Below are 18,150 nucleotides of genomic sequence, written 5' to 3'. Positions count from 1 at the left end.
TCCACGAAGCGAGGGCGAGCCGTGACACTGATGAGTCGCAAGGCCGATTACGCCCTCCTGATATTGTCCTTTCTGTACCAGCGAAAAGAGGGCGGGACGGCCCGCGCTATTGCGGAACAGTTCGGTCTCAGTCGTCCGTTCGTCGCGAACATCCTCAAAGAACTGTGTCAGAACGGGTTCGTCGCCAGTCACCGCGGGGTGAAAGGCGGGTACGCACTCGCTCGCGACGCAGCCACCACCAGTCTTGCGGAACTACTCGAAACCGTGGAAGACGGTTTCCAACTCACGGTATGTAACCACACCGCGGACGCGGGCGCTGATGCCTGCTCGCACGCTTCGTCGTGCACGGTTAAAGGGCCGATGGCGGAAGTCCACCAGAGGTTAATGGGCGTGCTGCGAGGGGTCATGCTCACGGAGCTGTTCGACCCGAAAGCAAAGCCCTCTGCGCTCCACTCTTTGCCCCTCTTGGCGACAACAGGGTGCTGTTCGGCCGGCGCGGTCGAACCGTCCCCGGCGTAAACCGCTCGGGATTTTTCTCGTGGTGCGGCCCCTGGTTCGCACCACTACCGGCGGGCGAGCGATCCGCTGGTACGGTTGCTCAACGGCACCAGGACTCGGACACGACAATGACGAAGATGCCGGTTTACATGGACAACAACGCGACCACCCGCACGGACCCGCGCGTGGTGGAAGCGATGCTGCCCTATTTCACCGAAAAGTACGGGAACGCGGCCAGTCGCAACCACCCGTTCGGCTGGGAGGCCGAAGAAGCCGTCGAAACGGCACGCGGTCAGATCGCGAGCATCATCGGCGCGAGCGCGAAGGAAGTCATTTTCACGAGCGGCGCGACCGAGAGCAACAACCTTGCGATCAAGGGCGTTGCCGCGATGTACAAGAAGAAGGGCAACCACGTCATCACGCAGGCGACCGAGCATAAGGCCACGCTCGATACCTGCAAGCGCCTCGAGCGCGACGGGTTCCGGGTCACGTACCTGCCGGTCGATAAGTACGGCCAAGTCCACGCCGAACAGATCCGCGAAGCGATCACCGACAAGACGGTCCTCGTGTCGATCATGGCCGCGAACAACGAGATCGGCAGCCTCCAGCCGATCCGCGCCATCGGCCGCCTCTGCAAAGAAAAGGGCGTCCTCTTCCACACCGACGCGGTGCAAGCGGTCGGGAAGATCCCGCTCGACGTCGAAGACATGGGCATCGACCTGTTGAGCCTGACGGCCCACAAAATCTACGGGCCGAAGGGCATCGGTGCCTTGTACGTCCGCAAGAAAGACCCGCGGGTGCGCCTGGAACCACAAATCGACGGTGGCGGGCACGAGCGCGGAATGCGCTCCGGCACGCTCCCGGTTCCGCTGATTGTCGGCCTCGGCGTCGCGTGCGCGATTGCGAAGGCCGAAATGCCCGAAGAAACGCAACGGACGTTCGCTCTCCGCGAGCGTCTCCGCGCGGGCATCATGGATAAGCTCCCCGAGAGCTACCTGAACGGGCACCCCACCGAGCGCCTCCCCGGTAACGCGAACATCAGCTTCGCCTATGTCGAGGGCGAGGGGCTGATGATGGGCATCAAGGACGTGGCCGTGTCGAGCGGGTCCGCCTGCACGAGCGCGAGCCTCGAACCGAGTTACGTGCTCCGGGCGCTGGGCGTGGGAGACGAACTCGCGCACTCCAGCATCCGCTTCGGGCTGGGCCGCTTCAACACTGAAGCGGAGGTGGACTTTGTTGTCGATCTGGTCGTCCGCGAGGTGAACCGCCTCCGCGCGATGTCCCCGCTGTACGAGATGGTGCAAGCGGGCATCGACCTGAAAACTATCGAGTGGGCCGGGCACTAATTTTGAACCTCCGCGGTCGTAGGCCGCATCAAACTTTGCAGGAGAGCGACATGCCGTACAGCGAAAAGGTACTCGACCACTACAACAACCCGCGGAACGTCGGGAGCTTCGACATCGCGGACCCGAACGTGGGCACCGGGCTGGTCGGCGCCCCGGAGTGCGGCGACGTGATGCGGCTCCAGATCAAGGTGAACGCGGAAACGGGCGTTATTGAAGACGCGAAGTTCAAGACGTTCGGGTGCGGGTCCGCGATCGCGTCGAGCAGCCTCGCGACCGAGTGGCTCAAGGGGAAGACGGTGGACGAGGCGCTCGCGATCAAGAACACCGAGATCGTGGAAGAACTCGCGCTCCCGCCGGTCAAGGTCCACTGCTCGGTTCTGGCCGAGGACGCGATCAAGGCGGCGCTGAAGAACTACCACGAGAAGAACGGCGCGCCCACCGAGAAAAGCGAGCAACCGGAACCGGCCGGAGTGTAACTCGTCACCCCTACCGCGGTATAATCCCCCAACGAATTTAGTCCCGATCCCCGGACCAAACGAAAGGTGATTCCGATGTCCACCGCTGTTGCGAACGAACCCCAAGGGCTGGGCCTCAAGGACGCGGCCCCGGTCGCGCCGCCCGTCACCGTGACGGAAAAGGCCGCACTGGAAGTCAAGCGCCACATCGCCGACATGATCGAGCGCAAGGAAATCGAGCCGGGCGGCAAGCTGTACCTCCGCGTCCGCGTGCAGGGCGGCGGGTGCAGCGGGTTCCAGAACAAGCTCGACCTCGACGCCAAGTTCGACGAGAAGTCGGACCACAAGTTCGAGTTCCACGGCATCGAAGTGGTCGTGGATAAGCGCTCGCTCCTGTACCTCAACGGGGCCACCGTGGACTTCCACGACGACCTGAACAAGCGCGGCTTCACGATCTCGAACCCGCAAGCCAAGAGCACCTGTGGCTGCGGTAGCTCGTACAGCATGTAGTTCGCCAAATCCGGCCGAGAGACGTGCGGCCCTGGAACCAGAAAGCTATGACCGACCACTTTGACCGCCTCGGCCTCCCGAGGCGGTTTACTGTTGACGTGGGCGAGTTGGAACGGTTGTACCTCGCGCGGTCGCGCGCGGTCCACCCCGACTTCCACCTCGCGGGTTCGTCGGCGGACCTAAACGCGAGTCTGGAACTGTCAGCGGCGGTCAACGAGGCATACAACACACTCCGCGACCCGTTTGCCCGTGCCGAGCACCTGCTCGCGCTTGAGGGCGGTCCGAGTGCGGCGGAACACAAGCAGGTGCCGCCCGCGTTCCTCGCAGAAATGCTCGATGCTCGCGAGGAGATCGAAACGGCCCGCGGGAAATCGGCTGAAACCGAGCGCCTCGAACGGAGCTTTGGCGCCCGGTTCGACGGGCTGATGGGTGAAGTCGCGACGCTGTTCGATCAGCTCGCCGCAACCCCACCCGAGAGTGACCAGCGCGCGAACCTCCGGATTCGGGTTCGAGGTCTATTGAACGCGGCGAAGTACGTGCGCGGGCTGCTCCGCGACCTCAACGACTGAACGGGAGCCACTATGTACGACCCGGCCAACTTGAAGAAGCTCAAGACGATGAAGGAACTGGCCCCGGAGGGCATGGCGGCGTTCGACGCGCTGAACGCCGCGGTGTTCAAGGACGGCGCGCTGTCGGTAAAAGTCAAAGAACTGATCGCGGTAGCGGTGGCCGTTACGACACAATGCCCTTATTGCATTGATGTCCACGTTAAGAAGGCGAAGGCGGCTGGCGCGACGGAAGCCGAGCTGACCGAAGCGACACTGGTGGCCGCGGCCCTTCGCGCGGGCGGAGCCGTGACCCACGGCACCCATGCCATCGGTTAACGGATTCGGGCGTGTAACTCAGCGGTTAGAGTGCCTCCCTTACAAGGAGGAAGTCGGGGGTTCGAGTCCCTCCACGCCCACTCGCAACACACATTTCCCGCATCGAGTTCTCCATGAAGAACGCCTGTCCTAAGTGCGGAACCGCGTACAACGTGAGCGCCTCGGTCATCGGCCGCAAGTTCACGTGCAAGAACTGCGGCACCCCGGTCGTTGTCACCGATGAAGGTCTCGATTACCAGAACGCACCCGCGAAAGCCCCCCCGCCCTCCGCACCAGCGCCCGTCGCTGCAAGCGGCGGGGCGTTCGATTTTGACGCCGCGGAAGAAGACGAGCGGAAGTCGTCTCGGGGCGCCAAAGCCCCTCGGCCTTCCAAGGAGCGCTTTCGGGACGACGAGGACGACGCTCGTGACGTCAAGAAGAAGCGGAAGTACGAGGACGATGAAGAGGACGACCTCCCGGTCCGCAAGCCGCGACGGACCGGAGGTGGAAAGAGTGTTCTGAAGGACTTCCTGTTCTTCAAGGAGTTCGTCGCTCCTCTATTCGTCAAGCTGACATTTTTTCTCATTGCTCTGATTCTTGTTGGTATTGGTTTAGTTGCCTCCCTGTACGGGTTGGTCACGGGCAAGATAGAACTTATTTTTGGCGGGATCTTGTACCTCTTGATCGCTGTCCCGTTTTATCTCCTGCTGACGAGAATTTACTGCGAAATCATCCTCCTCGGTTTCGCAATGTACGACCGACTGGGTGAGATCAAAACACTTTTGGAGAAGAGCCACCCACCGACCCCCTGAGGTCACTCGGGAGTTGTTTGGCACGGGCACTGATTGCTCCGAAAGGCGGAGGCCGCGAGCCGGTACCCTTGATCGCCCTTTCAGTAAATCCGTTTCCGCGGGTGGAGATCGAGTTTCCACGCACTCGCACCCGCAGACACTTCGAGAGCCAACCGGCGACCGCCGCGACACCATGATGAACCCGTCCGTTGTCGGTATCGATCTGGGAACCACCTTCAGTCTCGCCGCGTATGTCGAAAACGGGCGCCCGGTCGTTGTGCGCGACGCGGCGGGCGCCGCGCTCGTGCCGAGTTGTATTTCCTTCCACGACGACGGGTCCGTACTGGTCGGGAGCGCCGCAAAGGAACGGGCACTGTCCGACCCGGAACACACGATCTTCAGCGTGAAGCGCCTCATGGGGCGCACGCTCGCGGACCTGAAGAAAGAACTGGAACTCATCCCGCACCAGATCGTCGAGCGCGAAACGGCGGACGGCCGAAAGGTGCTCCACGTCGACATCGGCGGGCGCGAGTACACACCGGAAGAACTTTCCGCACTCATCCTGAAGGAGGTGCGCAAGCGCGCCGGGAACCCGACGAAAGCGGTTATCACGGTCCCCGCGTACTTCGACGACTCTCAGCGCCAGGCCACTCGTGACGCCGGCCGTATCGCGGGACTCGATGTGCTGCGCATCGTGAACGAACCGACCGCCGCGGCGCTCGCTTACGGCCTCGATCGCCGCGGGGCCGGTACGATCGCGGTGTACGACCTGGGTGGCGGAACGTTCGATTGTTCCGTGCTGTCGCTCGCCGAGGGCGTGTTCAAGGTGCTCGCGACCAACGGCGACACCTACCTCGGCGGCGACGACTTCGACCGGTTGCTGATGCAGGTCGCGGCCGAAGAGATGGGGCTCGATCTCCAGGGGGCGGAAAAAGACCCGGAACTGCTCCAACACCTTCGCGACTCGGCCGAAAAAACGAAGATCGCCCTCAGCGCGAGCGACACGGGCGAACTCGTGGTCGATTTGCGTGCGTCCAAAAACGCTAGCCGGGCGTCACTCGCTCCGTTCCGCCGAACTGTTACCCGGACCGAGTTCGAGGAACTGATTCGGCCACTCATCGATCGCAGTTTGGACCGCTGCAAGGCCGCACTACGTGACGCGCACCTCACACCGGCCCAAGTCGACGAAGTGGTTCTCGTCGGCGGGTCGACGCGAATCCCGTTCGTGCGCAAGCGGGTCGGTGAGTTCTTCGGCAAAACGCCGCACACGGGGCTGAACCCGGACGAGGTCGTTGCGCTGGGCGCTGCGGTGCAAGCTGACATCCTCACGAGCGGGCGCCGGGACATGCTCCTGCTCGACGTGGTACCGCTCTCGCTCGGGATCGAGACGCTGGGCGGCGTGGTGGACAAACTGATTCACCGCAACGCCACCGTACCCGCCCGCGCGACCACACGGTACACGACCGGCGCCGACAACCAGACCGCGATCCTCGTCAACATCTACCAGGGCGAGCGCGAACTCACCAAGGATTGCCGGTTCCTCGGCACGTTCAAGCTGTCGGGCATCCCGCCGATGCCGGCGCAGTTCGCGCAGGTCGATGTCACGTTCATCGTGGACCACAACGGCATCCTCACCGTTTCCGCCAAGGAACAGCGCAGCGGCACGCAGGCACAAGTGACCGTGCAAGCGGCCCACGGCCTCACAACCGAAGAGGTCGATCGGCTCGTCAGTGAGAGCATCGAGAACGCACAAGACGACTTCACCACGCGCCGGCTCATCGAGCTGCGGAACAAAGCCGAAAACGACTTGCGTCACACCCAGAAGGCGCTCGCGCAGGCCGCTGAAAGACTCGCACCGGATCAGCGCGCCGCGATCGCTTCGGCGAGCGAAACTTTGCGATCGGCAATCGCCGGGTCCGAGCTGAACGTGCTACAGCGCTCCATTGACGAATTCGGAGCGGCCACGAATCCCCTCGCAACGCTGGTGATGAACGAGGTACTTCGGCAATCGCTCGGCGGCACCGACGCGAGCGACCTGAACCCGGACAAGCTGTAAGGCGGTTGGAGAATCCCATGACGTGGACCGACGCGCGCGAAATCGGCGAAGCGCTGTTCGACCAGTTCGATACGATCAACCCGCTCTCGGTGCGGTTCACGGACCTGCACAAGCACGTGATGAACCTCGAAGGGTTCACCGGTAAGCCGAACGAGTCGAACGAAAAACTCCTCGAAGCCATCCAAATGGCGTGGTACGAGGAGTGGAAGGACGAGTACGGCGACGAGTAGCGGTTACGCTGTGGGCTTCGGCTCGACCGGGACGCGGTTGTAGAGCGTCGTGAGGTCGGCCATCCGCTGAATCACGTCCCCCCGGAACTGGTCGAGTCGGAACCGCCAGCGCCAGTTCCCGGTCGCGACGCCCGGTTTGTTCATCCGCGCGTCGCTCCCCAAACTCAACACGTCCTGGAGCGGCGCGATTGCGACCGTCGCGACCGACGCCCACGCTTCACGAAGCAGGTCCCACGACACGTCTCCGACGCCCTTTCCAAGTGTCAGCGCGAGGTAGTGCCGATCGCGGTCGTTGAGGGTCGCGTACCAGCCCTGAACGGTGTCGTTGTCGTGTGTGCCGGTGTAGCACACGCAGTTGGGCACGTAGTTGTGGGGCCAGTGCAAGTTGGGCGGCCCTTCGAGTGCGAACTGGATCACGCGCATCCCCGGCAGCGCGAGCGCGTCGCGCAGTTCGACCACATCGGGCGTAATCACACCCAAGTCCTCGGCAATCAGGGGCAGCCCGCCGAGCGCGATCCGGAGTCGCTCGAACAGCTTCATTCCGGGGCCGTCCACCCACTTCCCGACGCGCGCGGTCAGTTCTTCCGCCGGAATGTGCCACGCCTGCCGGAACCCGCGGAAGTGATCGAGCCGGATCAGATCGACCTGCTTCAACTGCCGCAGTACGCGGGCGCACCACCACGAGTAGCCGGTGGCTTCCATGCGGTCCCAGTCGTAGATCGGGTTCCCCCAGTGCTGCCCGTCCTCGCTGAAGTAGTCCGGTGGCACGCCCGCAACGACGGTCGGCTTCCGGTCCGGGTCCAGGAGGAACTCGTCGGGGTGTGCCCACACGTCGGCCGAATCGAGTGCGACGAAGATGGGCGCGTCGCCGATGATCTTCACCTTCCGGTCGGCCGCGAACTTTTTCAGCGCGGTCCACTGGCGATCGAACAGGAACTGCCCGAACTTGTGCATCAGCACTTCGCTCGAGATCTGTTTCTCCAGTTCCCCCAGCGCGACGGGGTTCCGGCGCAGCAGGTCCGGTGGCCACGCGAGCAGCCCGGTGTTCCCGAGAGCCTCGCGAATCGCGACGAACAGTGCGAACCCATCGAGCCACCCGGCCTCGGCCGTGCAGTAGTTCTCGAAGTCGTGCTTGAGGTGCGCGGCCCGGCCCCCGCGGAACGAGTCCCACGCGGTCCGGAGCATTTTCGTTTTGAACGGCGTGACCCGATCGAACTGAATCTCCCCGTCGGCGAAGTGCTCGTTCGCCCACAGATCGGTGCTAACGAGGCCGTCTTGCTGCAACAGCTCGGGACTGAGCAGGTTGACGCTGCCCGCGAACGCGGAGAGCGACTGATAGGGCGAGTCGCCCGCTCCGGTGGGACCGAGTGGGAGGATCTGCCACCACGACTGTTTCATCGCGGCGAGTGTCTCCACCCACCGGTAGGCGATCGGGCCGAGGTCGCCGATCCCGAACGGACCGGGCAGGCTCGTGGGGTGGAGCAGGATACCGGACGATCGCGGGAGTGACGGCGTGGCCATACGGACCCTCGGCGCGGAAATGTCTCCATTTGGGGTATCAGATGAGAAGAGAAGAGAGAAGAGCCGCCACGGATGAACACAGAAGAACACGGATCAAACACAGAAACGTGAGTTCGGTTCGCTCGGGACTGCGATCTACGCGCCCGACACGTTTGATCGCGTTAGGATGAAGCGAGAGCTTCAATCAAAGGCGGCACGCGGACCGCGAAGAGGAGACGGGCAATGGCGAAGGTCGTGTACTACTCGGGCCACGTTCAGGGCGTCGGGTTCCGTGCGACGACCGCGTGGATAGCACGCACGCACCCACAAATCCGCGGATGGGTACGGAACCTCTCGGACGGCCGCGTCGAGTTGCTCGCGGACGGGGAGAGTAGCGCAATCGAAACGTTTCTGGCCGACGTCCGCGAGCGCATGGCCGATCACATCACTGCGGAAGAAACGTTCGAGCGCGAACCGGATCAAGCACTCACTGGGTTCCGCATCGCCCACTGAATTTGCCGTGCCAGCCTGCCCAAAAAACGACCACGCCCGGCACTCAATTTGTGCCGGGCGCGATTACGTTCCGCGGTGCTCAACTGAACCGGTAGGTGCCGGGCATCGGGACCAGCGGCGTCGCGATCGGTCCCCACGCATATTCCTTCGGCGAGAGGTTCTGCTTCGCGTTGAGCGCGTCGGCCCAGGTGATCTTCTTGCCGGTGTAGGCCGCTTCGCGGGCCATGATCGCCATCAGCGTGCTGTGCGCGGCGCTCTCGCCGTCGTTGATGTGCTTACCGGAACGAATGCCGGCGAACAGTTCGTCGTGCTCGACCTGGTACATGCTCCGCACCTTCGACGCGCTCCCGAACGCCCACCCCTTGCCCTCGGTCGGGGTGACCGTGTGGTCCATCAGTTGCGCGGAACCCTTCGTGCCCATGACGTGGTCGTTGACGTCCCCGTCGCACCCGTCGGTCTGGCGGCAGAACGAGAACAGTTTCGCGCCGTTCTCGTACTCCAGGGTCGCGCCGAAGTGGTCGTAGACGTACCCGAACTTCGGGTCGCGGCGCACCTGGCGCCCGCCCACTGCGGTCGCGGATACGGGCAGTTTCCCGAACACCCAGTGCGCCTTGTCGAAGTTGTGGCAGTGCTGCTCGACGATGAAGTCGCCGCTGAGCCACGTGAAGTAGTACCAGTTCCGCATCTGGAACTCCATCGGGGACCACTTCGGGTCGTTCCCGCGGTGCCAGATGGACCCGGTGAGGTACGTGACGTGCATCGCCGCGACGTCACCGATCATCCCGCTGTGGATGCGCTTCACGGTCTCGCGCTTGGCGAGGTCGTACCGGTAACAGAACCCGGAGCACAGGCTGAGGTTCTTTTCCTTCGCGAGTTTCGATGTGGCGATCACCGAGCGCACGCCGGCCGCGTCCACGGCCACCGGCTTCTCACAGAACACGTGCTTCCCGGCCTTGATCGCCGCTTCGAGGTGCAGCGGGCGGAAGCCCGGCGGGGTGGTGAGCAGCACCACGTCCACGTCGCTCTCGATCACCTTCTTGTAGCCGTCGAACCCATCGAACCGGCGCTCCTTCGGCACGTCCACCTTACCGGCGATGCTCTTGATGCCGCTCAGATTGGTGAGGCTGTCCTCCAACCGGTCCATGAAGGCATCGGCCATCGCGACCAGTTTGACCTTGGGGTCGGACTGGAGTGCCTCGCGCGCGGCGCCGGTCCCGCGGTTACCGCACCCGATGAGGCCGACCTTGAGCGTCCCGTCCCCGGCCGCGAACGCGCCGGGCAGGAGGCTCGCTGTGGCCGCGGTCGCGGCCGAAGTCTGAATGAAGGCGCGGCGCGTCGTGTCTGACATCGTGAGTTCTCACTGGGAACGGGAGAGGATCGGCAGGAATGTTTATTGTGCGCGAAGACCAGGGCTGAGGCTACAGTTTTGCCCGGCAATTGAGATGGGCGAGAGCTTCTTTTTGGGGGGGGGCGCCGAGTTCGCACCGGGGCGCCAAAAGACGGAAGACGTTTTTGACAGGATCAACGGGATTTACAAGATTGAAAACCCGGTCGATCCCGTTGATCCTGTCAAATCTCTTTTCTCACTCGCTCAGGCGATCAATGCCTTGATGACGTTCGCTTTCTCGACGCCGACGAGCTTCTGGTCGAGCCCTTGGTACCGGTAGCTAAACTTGTCGTGGTCGATCCCGAGCAGGCGCAGGATGGTCGCGTGCAGGTCGCGGACGTGGACCGGGTTCTTCACGATGTTGTAGCTAAAGTCGTCCGTTTCGCCGTAGATGGTGCCCCCCTTCGACCCGCCGCCGGCCATCCACATCGTGAAGCAGCGCGGGTGGTGGTCGCGCCCGTAGTTCGTCTTCGAGAGCCCACCCTGACTGTAGATCGTCCGGCCGAACTCACCGCCCCAAATCACGAGCGTACTGTCGAACAGTCCCTGGCGCTTGAGATCCTGGATCAGCCCCCAGCACGGCTGGTCCACGTCCTTGCACTGGTCCGGCATGCGCCCGCCGAGGTTGCCGTGGTGGTCCCAGTTGTTGTGGTACACCTGCACGAACCGCACCCCGCGCTCGACCAGCCGGCGCGCGGTGAGCGCGGTGTGCGCGAAGCTCCCGGACTTCTTCACGTCCGGGCCGTACAGGTCGAGGACGTTCTGCGGCTCCTTCGAGAGGTCCGCGAGGTCCGGCACGCTGGACTGCATCCGGTACGCCATCTCGTACTGCGCGATGCGGGTCTTCGTCTCCGGGTCGTTGAGTAGTCCGTGGTTCAGTTCGTTCAGCTTATTCAGCCCGTCGAGCGTGGCGCGCCGGACTTCTGGGGACACGCCCGGCGGGTTGTTGATGAAGAGGATCGGGTCGTTCGCGGCGCGGAAGCTCACCGCCGCGTGCTCGCCCGGCAGGTAGCCCGACTGCCACAATCGGGCGGAGATGGCCTGCACCTGCTCCTGGTTACTCGGCTTGGCGACCATCACCACGAACGTCGGCAGGTTCTGGTTGAGCGACCCCAGACCGTAACTGGCCCACGCACCGAGGCACGGGCGCCCGGTGACCATGTTCCCGGTCTGCATGTGCGTGATGGCGGGTTCGTGGTTGATGGCCTCCGTGTGCATCGACCGGATGAACACGAGGTCGTCGGCCATTTTCGAGGTGTGCGGGAGCACCTCACTAATCCACATCCCGCACTTGCCCTGCTGGGTGAACTTGTACTTACTCGGCGCGATCGGGAACCGCGCCTGGCCGCTGGTCATCGTGGTGAGCCGCTGACCCTTGCGGACGCTCTCGGGCAGGTCTTTGTCGTAAAAGTCCTGCATCTTCGGCTTGTAGTCATAGAGGTCCAGTTGCGAGGGGCCGCCGACCATGTGGAAGTAAATGACGTTCTTGCACTTCGTGGGGAAGTGCGTTTGCGGCAGCGCCGCCCCGACGCCGGTTTCGGTGTTAGCGCCGCCCTTCGGCATCGGCGCGCGTTCGGCGGCGCGCCCGGTGAGGCTCGCCAGTGCCATCGCGCCGAGCGAAACGCCCGTGGAGGCGAAGAAGTGGCGCCGAGTGAGTTCGAGGGCGCGGGGATTATCGAAAAGGGTCATTGTGGGTCTCGTGTATTGGTTGTGTTCGTGTAAGAGCTACGCGGTGCCTAGCCGAGTGGAACGTTTCTCCACCCGGCTAGGCAAAACCCACTACTTGTTCAGCACCTCGTCCAAGTTCATCAACTGGTTCGCGAGCATGGTCCACGCGGCCAGTTCGCTCGGGTCGAGTTTCGCATCGGCCTTCGATTCACCGAACGCGATCAGTTTCTTTGCTTCGTCCGGCTTTGCCTTGTAGTGCGAGCGCAGGTTGGTGAGCACGTCCGTCACGATTGCGAGTTCCTCGGCCCGGAACGAGCGCGCCAACAGCAGTTGCGCGATGAAGTCGATCCGCTTCTCGTCGCCTGTAGCGGAACCGATGGTTTTTTCCGCGAGCACGCGGGCCGCCTCCACGAACTGCACGTCGTTGAGCGTGAGCAGCGCGGCGAGCGGCGTGTTCGTGCGGTCGCGGCGCACGCTGCACGTCTCGCGGTTGGGCGCGTTCAGCACTTCCATCGCGGCCGGCGGTGCGGAGCGCTTCCAGAACGTGTACATGCTCCGGCGGTACAGGTTCTCGCCCGTATCGCGGCGGTAGTCTCGGGTGTTCGAGCCGATCATCGCGACCGCTTCCCACACGCCCTCGGGTTGGTACGGCTTCACGCTCGCGCCGCCCAATTTGCGGACGAGCAGCCCGCTCGCGGCGAGCGCCTGGTCGCGAATCATTTCGGCGTCCATCCGGAACCGCGGCCCGCGCGACATCAGCCGATTGTCGCGGTCCTTATCGAGCTTCTCCGGGGTCGCGATCGCGGCCTGCCGGTACGTCGCGGAGGTCACGAGCAGCTTGAAGAACTGCTTCACGTCCCACGAGCTTTGGAACTCCAGTGCCATCCAGTCGAGCAGTTCCGGGTGACTCGGCAGTTCGCCCGCGATACCGAAGTCACCGCTCGTGCGGACCAAGCCGGTACCGTAGAGTTCCTGCCAGAACCGGTTCACCGTGACGCGGGTCGTCAACGGGTGGTCTTTCGAGACGAGCCACTTCGCGAGCCCGAGCCGGTTGCGCGGCAATTCGGTCGACATCGGCGGCATGGCCTTCGGTGTGTCCGCTTTGACCGCGTCGCGGCGCTTATCGTAGTCGCCACGGAACAACACGAACGCGCCCGGCTGCGCGTCCGTGCGCTCGTTCATCACGTGTGCGATCGTCCCGCGCGCCTTGATCGCCGCGTCTTCGGCCCGGAGTTTCGCGCTCTCGGCTTCCAGGTCGCGTGTCGGCTTATCGAACGTCGCCAGCCACCAGTTGAACGCGACGTCGGTTTCGGCTGGCGTGCGCTTGTCGGCTGCCTTGGCGAGTGCATCGGCCGCAGCGCCGTAACGAGCGAGCTGATCGATCTCGCTCTTCGTCAGTTGGCGGTCGTACAGGCGGACGTCTTCGATGCTCGCACCGAGCAACCGCCCCTCGCCGGTGAACCGCTGGCCGACGGTGAACGGCACCTCGGTCAGCGTCGTGGATTTCAGCGAGTTGTAAGGCACGGCCACCGATTGGGGGCGCCCGTTCACGTAGATCGTGATCCCTTCCGGCGAAGGAGTGCCGGTGTAAACCAGCGCGACGTGGACCCACTGGTTCATCGGCGCCGGCGTGTTACTCACGACCTTCAGCGCGTTCTCCGGGAACTCGTTGATGATGTGCGCGCCGATCCGGTCGCCCTCGACCCACAAGTCCCAGCCTCGGTGTTTCTTCGCCGAGTCCATCCGGGCGATGACCGCCCCGTTTGCCCCGCGCGTGAGTTTCACCCACGCGGACGCGGTGAACGCTTCCTTTTGGCCGTCAAAGTTCCCCGCCTCGGGGATCGACACCGGTACGCCAGACCCGGCGGGCTTCACCTGAAGGGCTTTCCCGCCCCGCGGCCCCGCGGCCCAGGTGAATGCGTCGCCGAAGTTCGTGGAGCGAACTTGGCCGTCCACCGCGAACCGCGTTTCGGTTCCCGTGCCGTCGGTCAGCGGGGCATGTAGTCGCAGCCCCTTGATCGGGTTCTCGCGCAGAACGGTCGCCGCGGTCGCCGTGGTCAGCCACTTGTCGAAGTCCGGACGAGCGGCCGCGCGTCGGGCCGCGATCTTCTGGGTCACCGAAGCGAGCTCTTTGACGACCGCATCGAACCGGGCGCGGTCCTCGGACTTCGGCACCGGGATGATCGGCGGCGTGTTGTGGACGTTGCCGTCCATCACGTTCTGCGTGGTGTTGTTGAAGAACGCGGACAGTGCGTAGAAGTCTTTCTGCGAAACCGGGTCGTACTTGTGGTCGTGGCACACCGCGCACCCGGTGGTGAGCCCCATCCACACCTGCGAGGTCGTTTCCGTCCGGTCGCGTGCGTACAGAACGACGTACTCCTCGGGGATCACGCCACCTTCGTTCGTCGTGATGTTGCAGCGATTGAAGCCGGTCGCCACTCGCTGGTCGAGGCTCGGATTAGGAAGTAAGTCGCCCGCGAGTTGGTCGATCGTGAACTGGTCGAACTTCTGGTTCGCGTTGAACGCCTGGATGACCCAGTCGCGGTAGGCCCAGACCTCGCGGAAGTTGTCGAAGTGAATGCCGTGGGTGTCGGCGTAGCGGGCGTAGTCGAGCCAGTACCGGCCGCGGTGCTCGCCCCAGTGCGGCGACGCCATGAGCTTGTCGACGAACTTCTCGTAGTAGTTCGCGTCCTTGTCGTTCACGAACGTTTCGACGTCGGCCGGCACCGCCGGTAATCCGGTGAGGTCGAGTGCCAGTCTGCGAGCGAGCGTCCGGCGGTCGGCTTCCGGAGCAGGCTTCAACCCCGCGGCTTCGAGCTTCGCCAGCACGAACGCATCGATCGGGTTCCGCACCCACTTCTTGTCCTTCACCGCGGGTACTTCGGGCCGCGTCGGGGTGATGAACGACCAGTGGGGCTGATACTCCGCGCCCGCCGCGATCCACTTCTTGAGCAACTCCCGCTGTTCCGGTTTCAGCACTTTGTTCGATTTCGCCGGCGGCATCAGCCCCTCGTCGCCGTCCGCGTGGATGCGGGCAATTAGGTCGCTCTTGTCCGGCTTGCCCGGAACGATCGCCCCGCCCTCGATCGCGGCCTCGCGCAGATCGAGTCGGAGACCGGCCTTACGTGCGGCGCTGTCCGGCCCGTGACACGCGAAGCAGTTCTCCGCGAGAATCGGCCGGATGTCGCGGTTGTACTCGATACCGCTGCTGTTCGCCTTCGCCTTTTGTGCGGCATTGAGCGCCGGGCTTTCGGGCGGGGCCGCGGTTGCGGCCGGGCGAAACGGCGTGAAAACCACCGCACCGAGTGCGACGCACACGAGCGGTGGAAGGGGAAAGCGGGAACGAAGCATGGAAACGGCCTCGGTCGGGTCGATTAATTTGCGGGAGAGAACTTACATTCGATTGTGACCGCGTTCGTGGGAGTCACGAAGTCGGCGGCCGAAGGCGCGTGCGTTGGAGGGCTAGCGATCAATCGGTATGATACACGGGCCGCGGTCGAAACGCGAGTGTTTACGGCCCCAAATCGCCGCATTGTGTAAAATATCCGCATGTCTATTCGTGTCTCGAATCTGCGCCTGCCGGTCGAAGAACCGGAGTCCGCCCTCCCCGCACACCTGGCTCGCGCACTGGGGGTGAACGCGCCCGACCTCGGGCGCTGGAAAATCGTCCGCAAAGCCCTCGATCTCCGAGACAAGCGGCAGCTCCGCTTCGTTTACAACTTCGAGGTCGATCTTCAGGCCGACGAACAAACCGTCGTCGCACGCGCTCCGAGCGTTGCCCAGGTCGAACTCCACCAAGAACCGGCGTTTTCGATGCCGGAACCGGGAGCAGCACCGCTCCCGCACCGGCCGGTCGTGGTCGGGTCCGGTCCCGGCGGATTGGTGTGTGCGTACTTTCTCGCGCAGCTCGGTTACCGCCCGATCGTGCTCGAGCGCGGCACAAAAGTCAACGACCGCATTCGCGATGTGAAGGCTTTCGACGAGGGCGGGACGTTCCATCCCGAAAGCAATTACCTCTTCGGTGAGGGCGGTGCGGGGACGTTCTCCGATGGCAAACTGACGTGCCGGGGAACGGGACCGGACGTGCTCCGAGTGCTGGAATTGTTCGCGGAGTGCAAGGGCCAACAGCCCGGAAAGCCGAGCATTCTCTACTACCACCGCCCGCACCTGGGGAGCAACCGGCTCCCGGCCGTGGTGAAGGCGATCCGCCAGCGGATCGAAGACCTCGGCGGCGAGGTGCGGTTCCTCACGCGCGTCGAAGACCTGCACTTCGACGCGGCCGGTCTGAAGGGCGTGAGTACGTCATCCGGGTTCATCCCGGCTTCCGTTGTGGCACTCGCAGTGGGGCACAGCGCACGCGACACGTACCGGATGCTCGCGCAGCGCGGCGTTCCGATGGCGCCGAAGCCGTTCCAGTTCGGGGTGCGCATCGAGCACAGGCAAGACGTGGTCAACGCGGTACAGTTCGGCCCGCGTCACGAGCGGTACGAAGATTTACTCGGGAACGCGGACTATTCGCTCGTCGCGAGCGGCACGCACGACCTGTTCACGTTCTGCATGTGTGCCGGCGGGTACATCATCCCCAGCGTGTCGCAGGACGGCTATTTCGCGACCAACGGGATGAGCCTCTCGAAGCGCGATTCCGTACACGCGAACAGCGGACTGGTCGTGACGGTACCCGTCGAAGCATTTGAAGGAACGGACGTACTCGCCGGGATGCGCCTGCAAGAGAAGTACGAGGCGAAGGCGTTCGAGATTGGCGGGGGTCGCGACTACAAGGCTCCCGTTCAGCGTGCGCGGGACTTCGTTCGCGGAACGTCATCGCCGTCCGCACCGAAATCTAGTTACCCGCGTGGTGTGATTGGGACTGATCTTCGTGCGGTGCTTCCACCCGTTGTGGCCGAAGCCGTCGCACACGGTCTACCTCAGATGGACCGCCGCTGGCACGGCCGGTTCCTCGCGGACGCGGTTCTTGCTGGGCCAGAGTCTCGCGGGAGTTCGCCGGTGCGCATCGATCGCACTAGTGACACGCGAGAATCACCCGGCATTCCCGGGCTGTACCCGGTGGGCGAGGGAGCAGGTTATGCTGGGGGCATAATTTCTGCGGCAGTAGACGGGCTTCGCACAGCTCGCGCCATAGTCGCAAAATATGCGCGAATTGGGTGAGAAGAATACTACTATTTTTGCACGTGCTCTTCCCTTGAGAGAGGAAATCCGCTCTACTAGCACGACGAGCAACCGGTCATTCATATCGCTGCCACACCCGGTGCTCTTCTCCGGAGACTTTTCATGTCTTTCGCTCAGCGTCGGCGCGGATTTACGCTCATTGAGTTGCTAGTGGTGATCGCGATCATCGCGATCCTGATTGGGCTGTTGTTACCCGCAGTTCAGAAGGTGCGAGAAGCGGCCGCTCGCATGAGTTGCTCCAACAACCTGAAACAACTCGGGCTGGCCCTCCACAACTACCACGACCGAAACAACGGATTCCCTGCGGCTTACACTTATCCCCCCACTGCTACGGAGCCGTATTTGCACGGCTGGGGCGTGCGTATCCTCCCGGACATCGAACAGACCGCACTGTTTTCCCAGTACAACATGAACGCGCACTTCTTTCAGGCGCCCAACGCGGCTCTGATCCAGAACCAACTCAAAACGTTCCAGTGCCCCTCGACACCGAACCCGAACCGGATCAACGCGACTCCGGCCGGAGTTGTGTCGGGTTTGCCGGGATATTCGGCAGCTTGCTCGGACTACGCTCCCACGAGCGGCATTCTTGGCAGCGTATGGGACATTATCATCGGGCCGCCGTCCGGCGGCGATCGGCACGGGGTGATCCGCGCGAACATGAAACAACCGATCCTATCGGTGAGCGACGGGTCGTCGAACACGATCATGCTGATCGAGAGCGCGGGACGAAACGCCCTGTACCGGAACGGTCAGTTGGTAACCGGCGCCAACCTCGGGGGCGGTTGGGGCGACCCACTAAACGGAGAAAACTGGTTCGGCGGTAGCCTGGCCGACGGAACCGCGGCCGGGCCGTGCCTCATCGGTTGCACGAACGAGTACGGGAAGGGGGCGTACAGCTTCCACACAAACGGCGTGAACTGTGCCTTCGCCGATGGCTCGGTTCGGTTCCTCTCCAAGAGCACCGATTCCAAAACCGTCGCTTACATGGTTACCGCAGCCAAGGGTGAAATCGTCCCCGCGAACTGACTTTCAACAGGGTCGAGTGCCTGGATCTGATATTGAGTAATACGACGCGCGGTCGGGAAACAGGTCTGTTTCTCAACCGCGCGTCAGTCAATTTTCGCCCGCATAATGACTTCGAGTTAA

The 18,150-nt window shown here is 63.4% G+C and carries 16 protein-coding genes and 1 tRNA gene; 13 read left to right on the top strand and 4 right to left on the bottom strand.

The genetic code is table 11. From position 1 onward, the window contains the following. Window positions 1–30: 30 nt before the first annotated feature. The 10 genes from VT84_RS16200 to iscX all read left to right on the top strand — a co-directional run bounded on the left by VT84_RS16200 (window position 31) and on the right by iscX (window position 6,749). Complete coding sequence (locus VT84_RS16200) at window positions 31–519, top strand: RrF2 family transcriptional regulator (RefSeq protein ID WP_239465919.1); 489 nt, start codon at window positions 31–33, stop codon at window positions 517–519. A 107-nt stretch (window positions 520–626) separates the two neighbouring features. Further along, window positions 627–1,844 (top strand): IscS subfamily cysteine desulfurase, encoded by a 1,218-nt coding sequence (locus VT84_RS16195; protein WP_052555323.1) that lies wholly within the window; start codon window positions 627–629, stop codon window positions 1,842–1,844. Between the two features lie 50 nt (window positions 1,845–1,894). Then, on the top strand, window positions 1,895–2,320 hold the full coding sequence (gene iscU / locus VT84_RS16190; protein ID WP_052555321.1) for a Fe-S cluster assembly scaffold IscU: 426 nt from the start codon (window positions 1,895–1,897) through the stop codon (window positions 2,318–2,320). A 75-nt stretch (window positions 2,321–2,395) separates the two neighbouring features. Then, a complete protein-coding gene (locus VT84_RS16185) occupies window positions 2,396–2,809 on the top strand; it encodes a HesB/IscA family protein (protein WP_082840264.1) in 414 nt (137 codons plus the stop codon). Between the two features lie 47 nt (window positions 2,810–2,856). Next, a complete protein-coding gene (hscB, locus tag VT84_RS16180) occupies window positions 2,857–3,378 on the top strand; it encodes a Fe-S protein assembly co-chaperone HscB (RefSeq protein WP_082840263.1) in 522 nt (173 codons plus the stop codon). A gap of 12 nt (window positions 3,379–3,390) precedes the next feature. Then, window positions 3,391–3,693, top strand: coding sequence for a carboxymuconolactone decarboxylase family protein (locus tag VT84_RS16175; protein WP_052555315.1), 303 nt, complete (start codon window positions 3,391–3,393; stop codon window positions 3,691–3,693). Window positions 3,694–3,700: 7 nt separating this feature from the next. Continuing rightward, window positions 3,701–3,773, top strand: a tRNA-Val gene (locus VT84_RS16170). A gap of 33 nt (window positions 3,774–3,806) precedes the next feature. Continuing rightward, window positions 3,807–4,484, top strand: a complete 678-nt coding sequence (locus VT84_RS16165; protein WP_052555313.1) for a DUF4282 domain-containing protein — start codon at window positions 3,807–3,809, stop codon at window positions 4,482–4,484. 172 nt (window positions 4,485–4,656) lie between these two features. Beyond that, the gene (dnaK, locus tag VT84_RS16160; protein WP_239465865.1) at window positions 4,657–6,519 is read left to right on the top strand and encodes a molecular chaperone DnaK; all 1,863 of its coding nucleotides are present in this window, start codon (window positions 4,657–4,659) and stop codon (window positions 6,517–6,519) included. 17 nt (window positions 6,520–6,536) lie between these two features. Beyond that, the gene (gene iscX, locus VT84_RS16155; RefSeq protein WP_052555307.1) at window positions 6,537–6,749 is read left to right on the top strand and encodes a Fe-S cluster assembly protein IscX; all 213 of its coding nucleotides are present in this window, start codon (window positions 6,537–6,539) and stop codon (window positions 6,747–6,749) included. A 3-nt stretch (window positions 6,750–6,752) separates the two neighbouring features. Here iscX and malQ read toward each other — a convergent pair whose 3' ends face one another. After that, the gene (gene malQ / locus VT84_RS16150; protein WP_082840262.1) at window positions 6,753–8,270 is read right to left on the bottom strand and encodes a 4-alpha-glucanotransferase; all 1,518 of its coding nucleotides are present in this window, start codon (window positions 8,268–8,270) and stop codon (window positions 6,753–6,755) included. 222 nt (window positions 8,271–8,492) lie between these two features. On the opposite strand from malQ, the gene VT84_RS16145 reads away from it, so the two are divergent. Then, window positions 8,493–8,762, top strand: a complete 270-nt coding sequence (locus VT84_RS16145; protein ID WP_082840261.1) for an acylphosphatase — start codon at window positions 8,493–8,495, stop codon at window positions 8,760–8,762. A 79-nt stretch (window positions 8,763–8,841) separates the two neighbouring features. On the opposite strand, the gene VT84_RS16140 is transcribed toward VT84_RS16145, so the two are convergent. From VT84_RS16140 to VT84_RS16130, 3 genes are all read right to left on the bottom strand, one after another. Continuing rightward, window positions 8,842–10,110 carry a Gfo/Idh/MocA family protein gene (locus VT84_RS16140; protein WP_082840260.1) on the bottom strand — a complete coding sequence of 423 codons (1,269 nt, stop codon included), beginning with the start codon at window positions 10,108–10,110 and terminating at the stop codon, window positions 8,842–8,844. Between the two features lie 243 nt (window positions 10,111–10,353). Beyond that, on the bottom strand, window positions 10,354–11,838 hold the full coding sequence (locus VT84_RS16135) for a DUF1501 domain-containing protein (RefSeq protein ID WP_082840259.1): 1,485 nt from the start codon (window positions 11,836–11,838) through the stop codon (window positions 10,354–10,356). Between the two features lie 90 nt (window positions 11,839–11,928). Next, window positions 11,929–15,168, bottom strand: coding sequence for a DUF1553 domain-containing protein (locus VT84_RS16130; RefSeq protein ID WP_082840258.1), 3,240 nt, complete (start codon window positions 15,166–15,168; stop codon window positions 11,929–11,931). 198 nt (window positions 15,169–15,366) lie between these two features. Between VT84_RS16130 and VT84_RS16125 the strand changes: the two genes are divergently transcribed. Together VT84_RS16125 and VT84_RS16120 are read left to right on the top strand one after the other, a co-directional pair. Beyond that, window positions 15,367–16,983 (top strand): NAD(P)/FAD-dependent oxidoreductase, encoded by a 1,617-nt coding sequence (locus tag VT84_RS16125; protein ID WP_082840257.1) that lies wholly within the window; start codon window positions 15,367–15,369, stop codon window positions 16,981–16,983. A gap of 123 nt (window positions 16,984–17,106) precedes the next feature. Next, window positions 17,107–18,030, top strand: coding sequence for a DUF1559 domain-containing protein (locus tag VT84_RS16120; RefSeq protein ID WP_082840256.1), 924 nt, complete (start codon window positions 17,107–17,109; stop codon window positions 18,028–18,030). Window positions 18,031–18,150 lie beyond the last annotated feature (120 nt).

It is taken from the genome of Gemmata sp. SH-PL17, assembly GCF_001610855.1.
Classification (GTDB): domain Bacteria; phylum Planctomycetota; class Planctomycetia; order Gemmatales; family Gemmataceae; genus Gemmata; species Gemmata massiliana.
The sequence above is the reverse complement of the archived record's forward strand: the minus strand, read 5'-3'. Positions and strand labels throughout refer to the sequence as shown.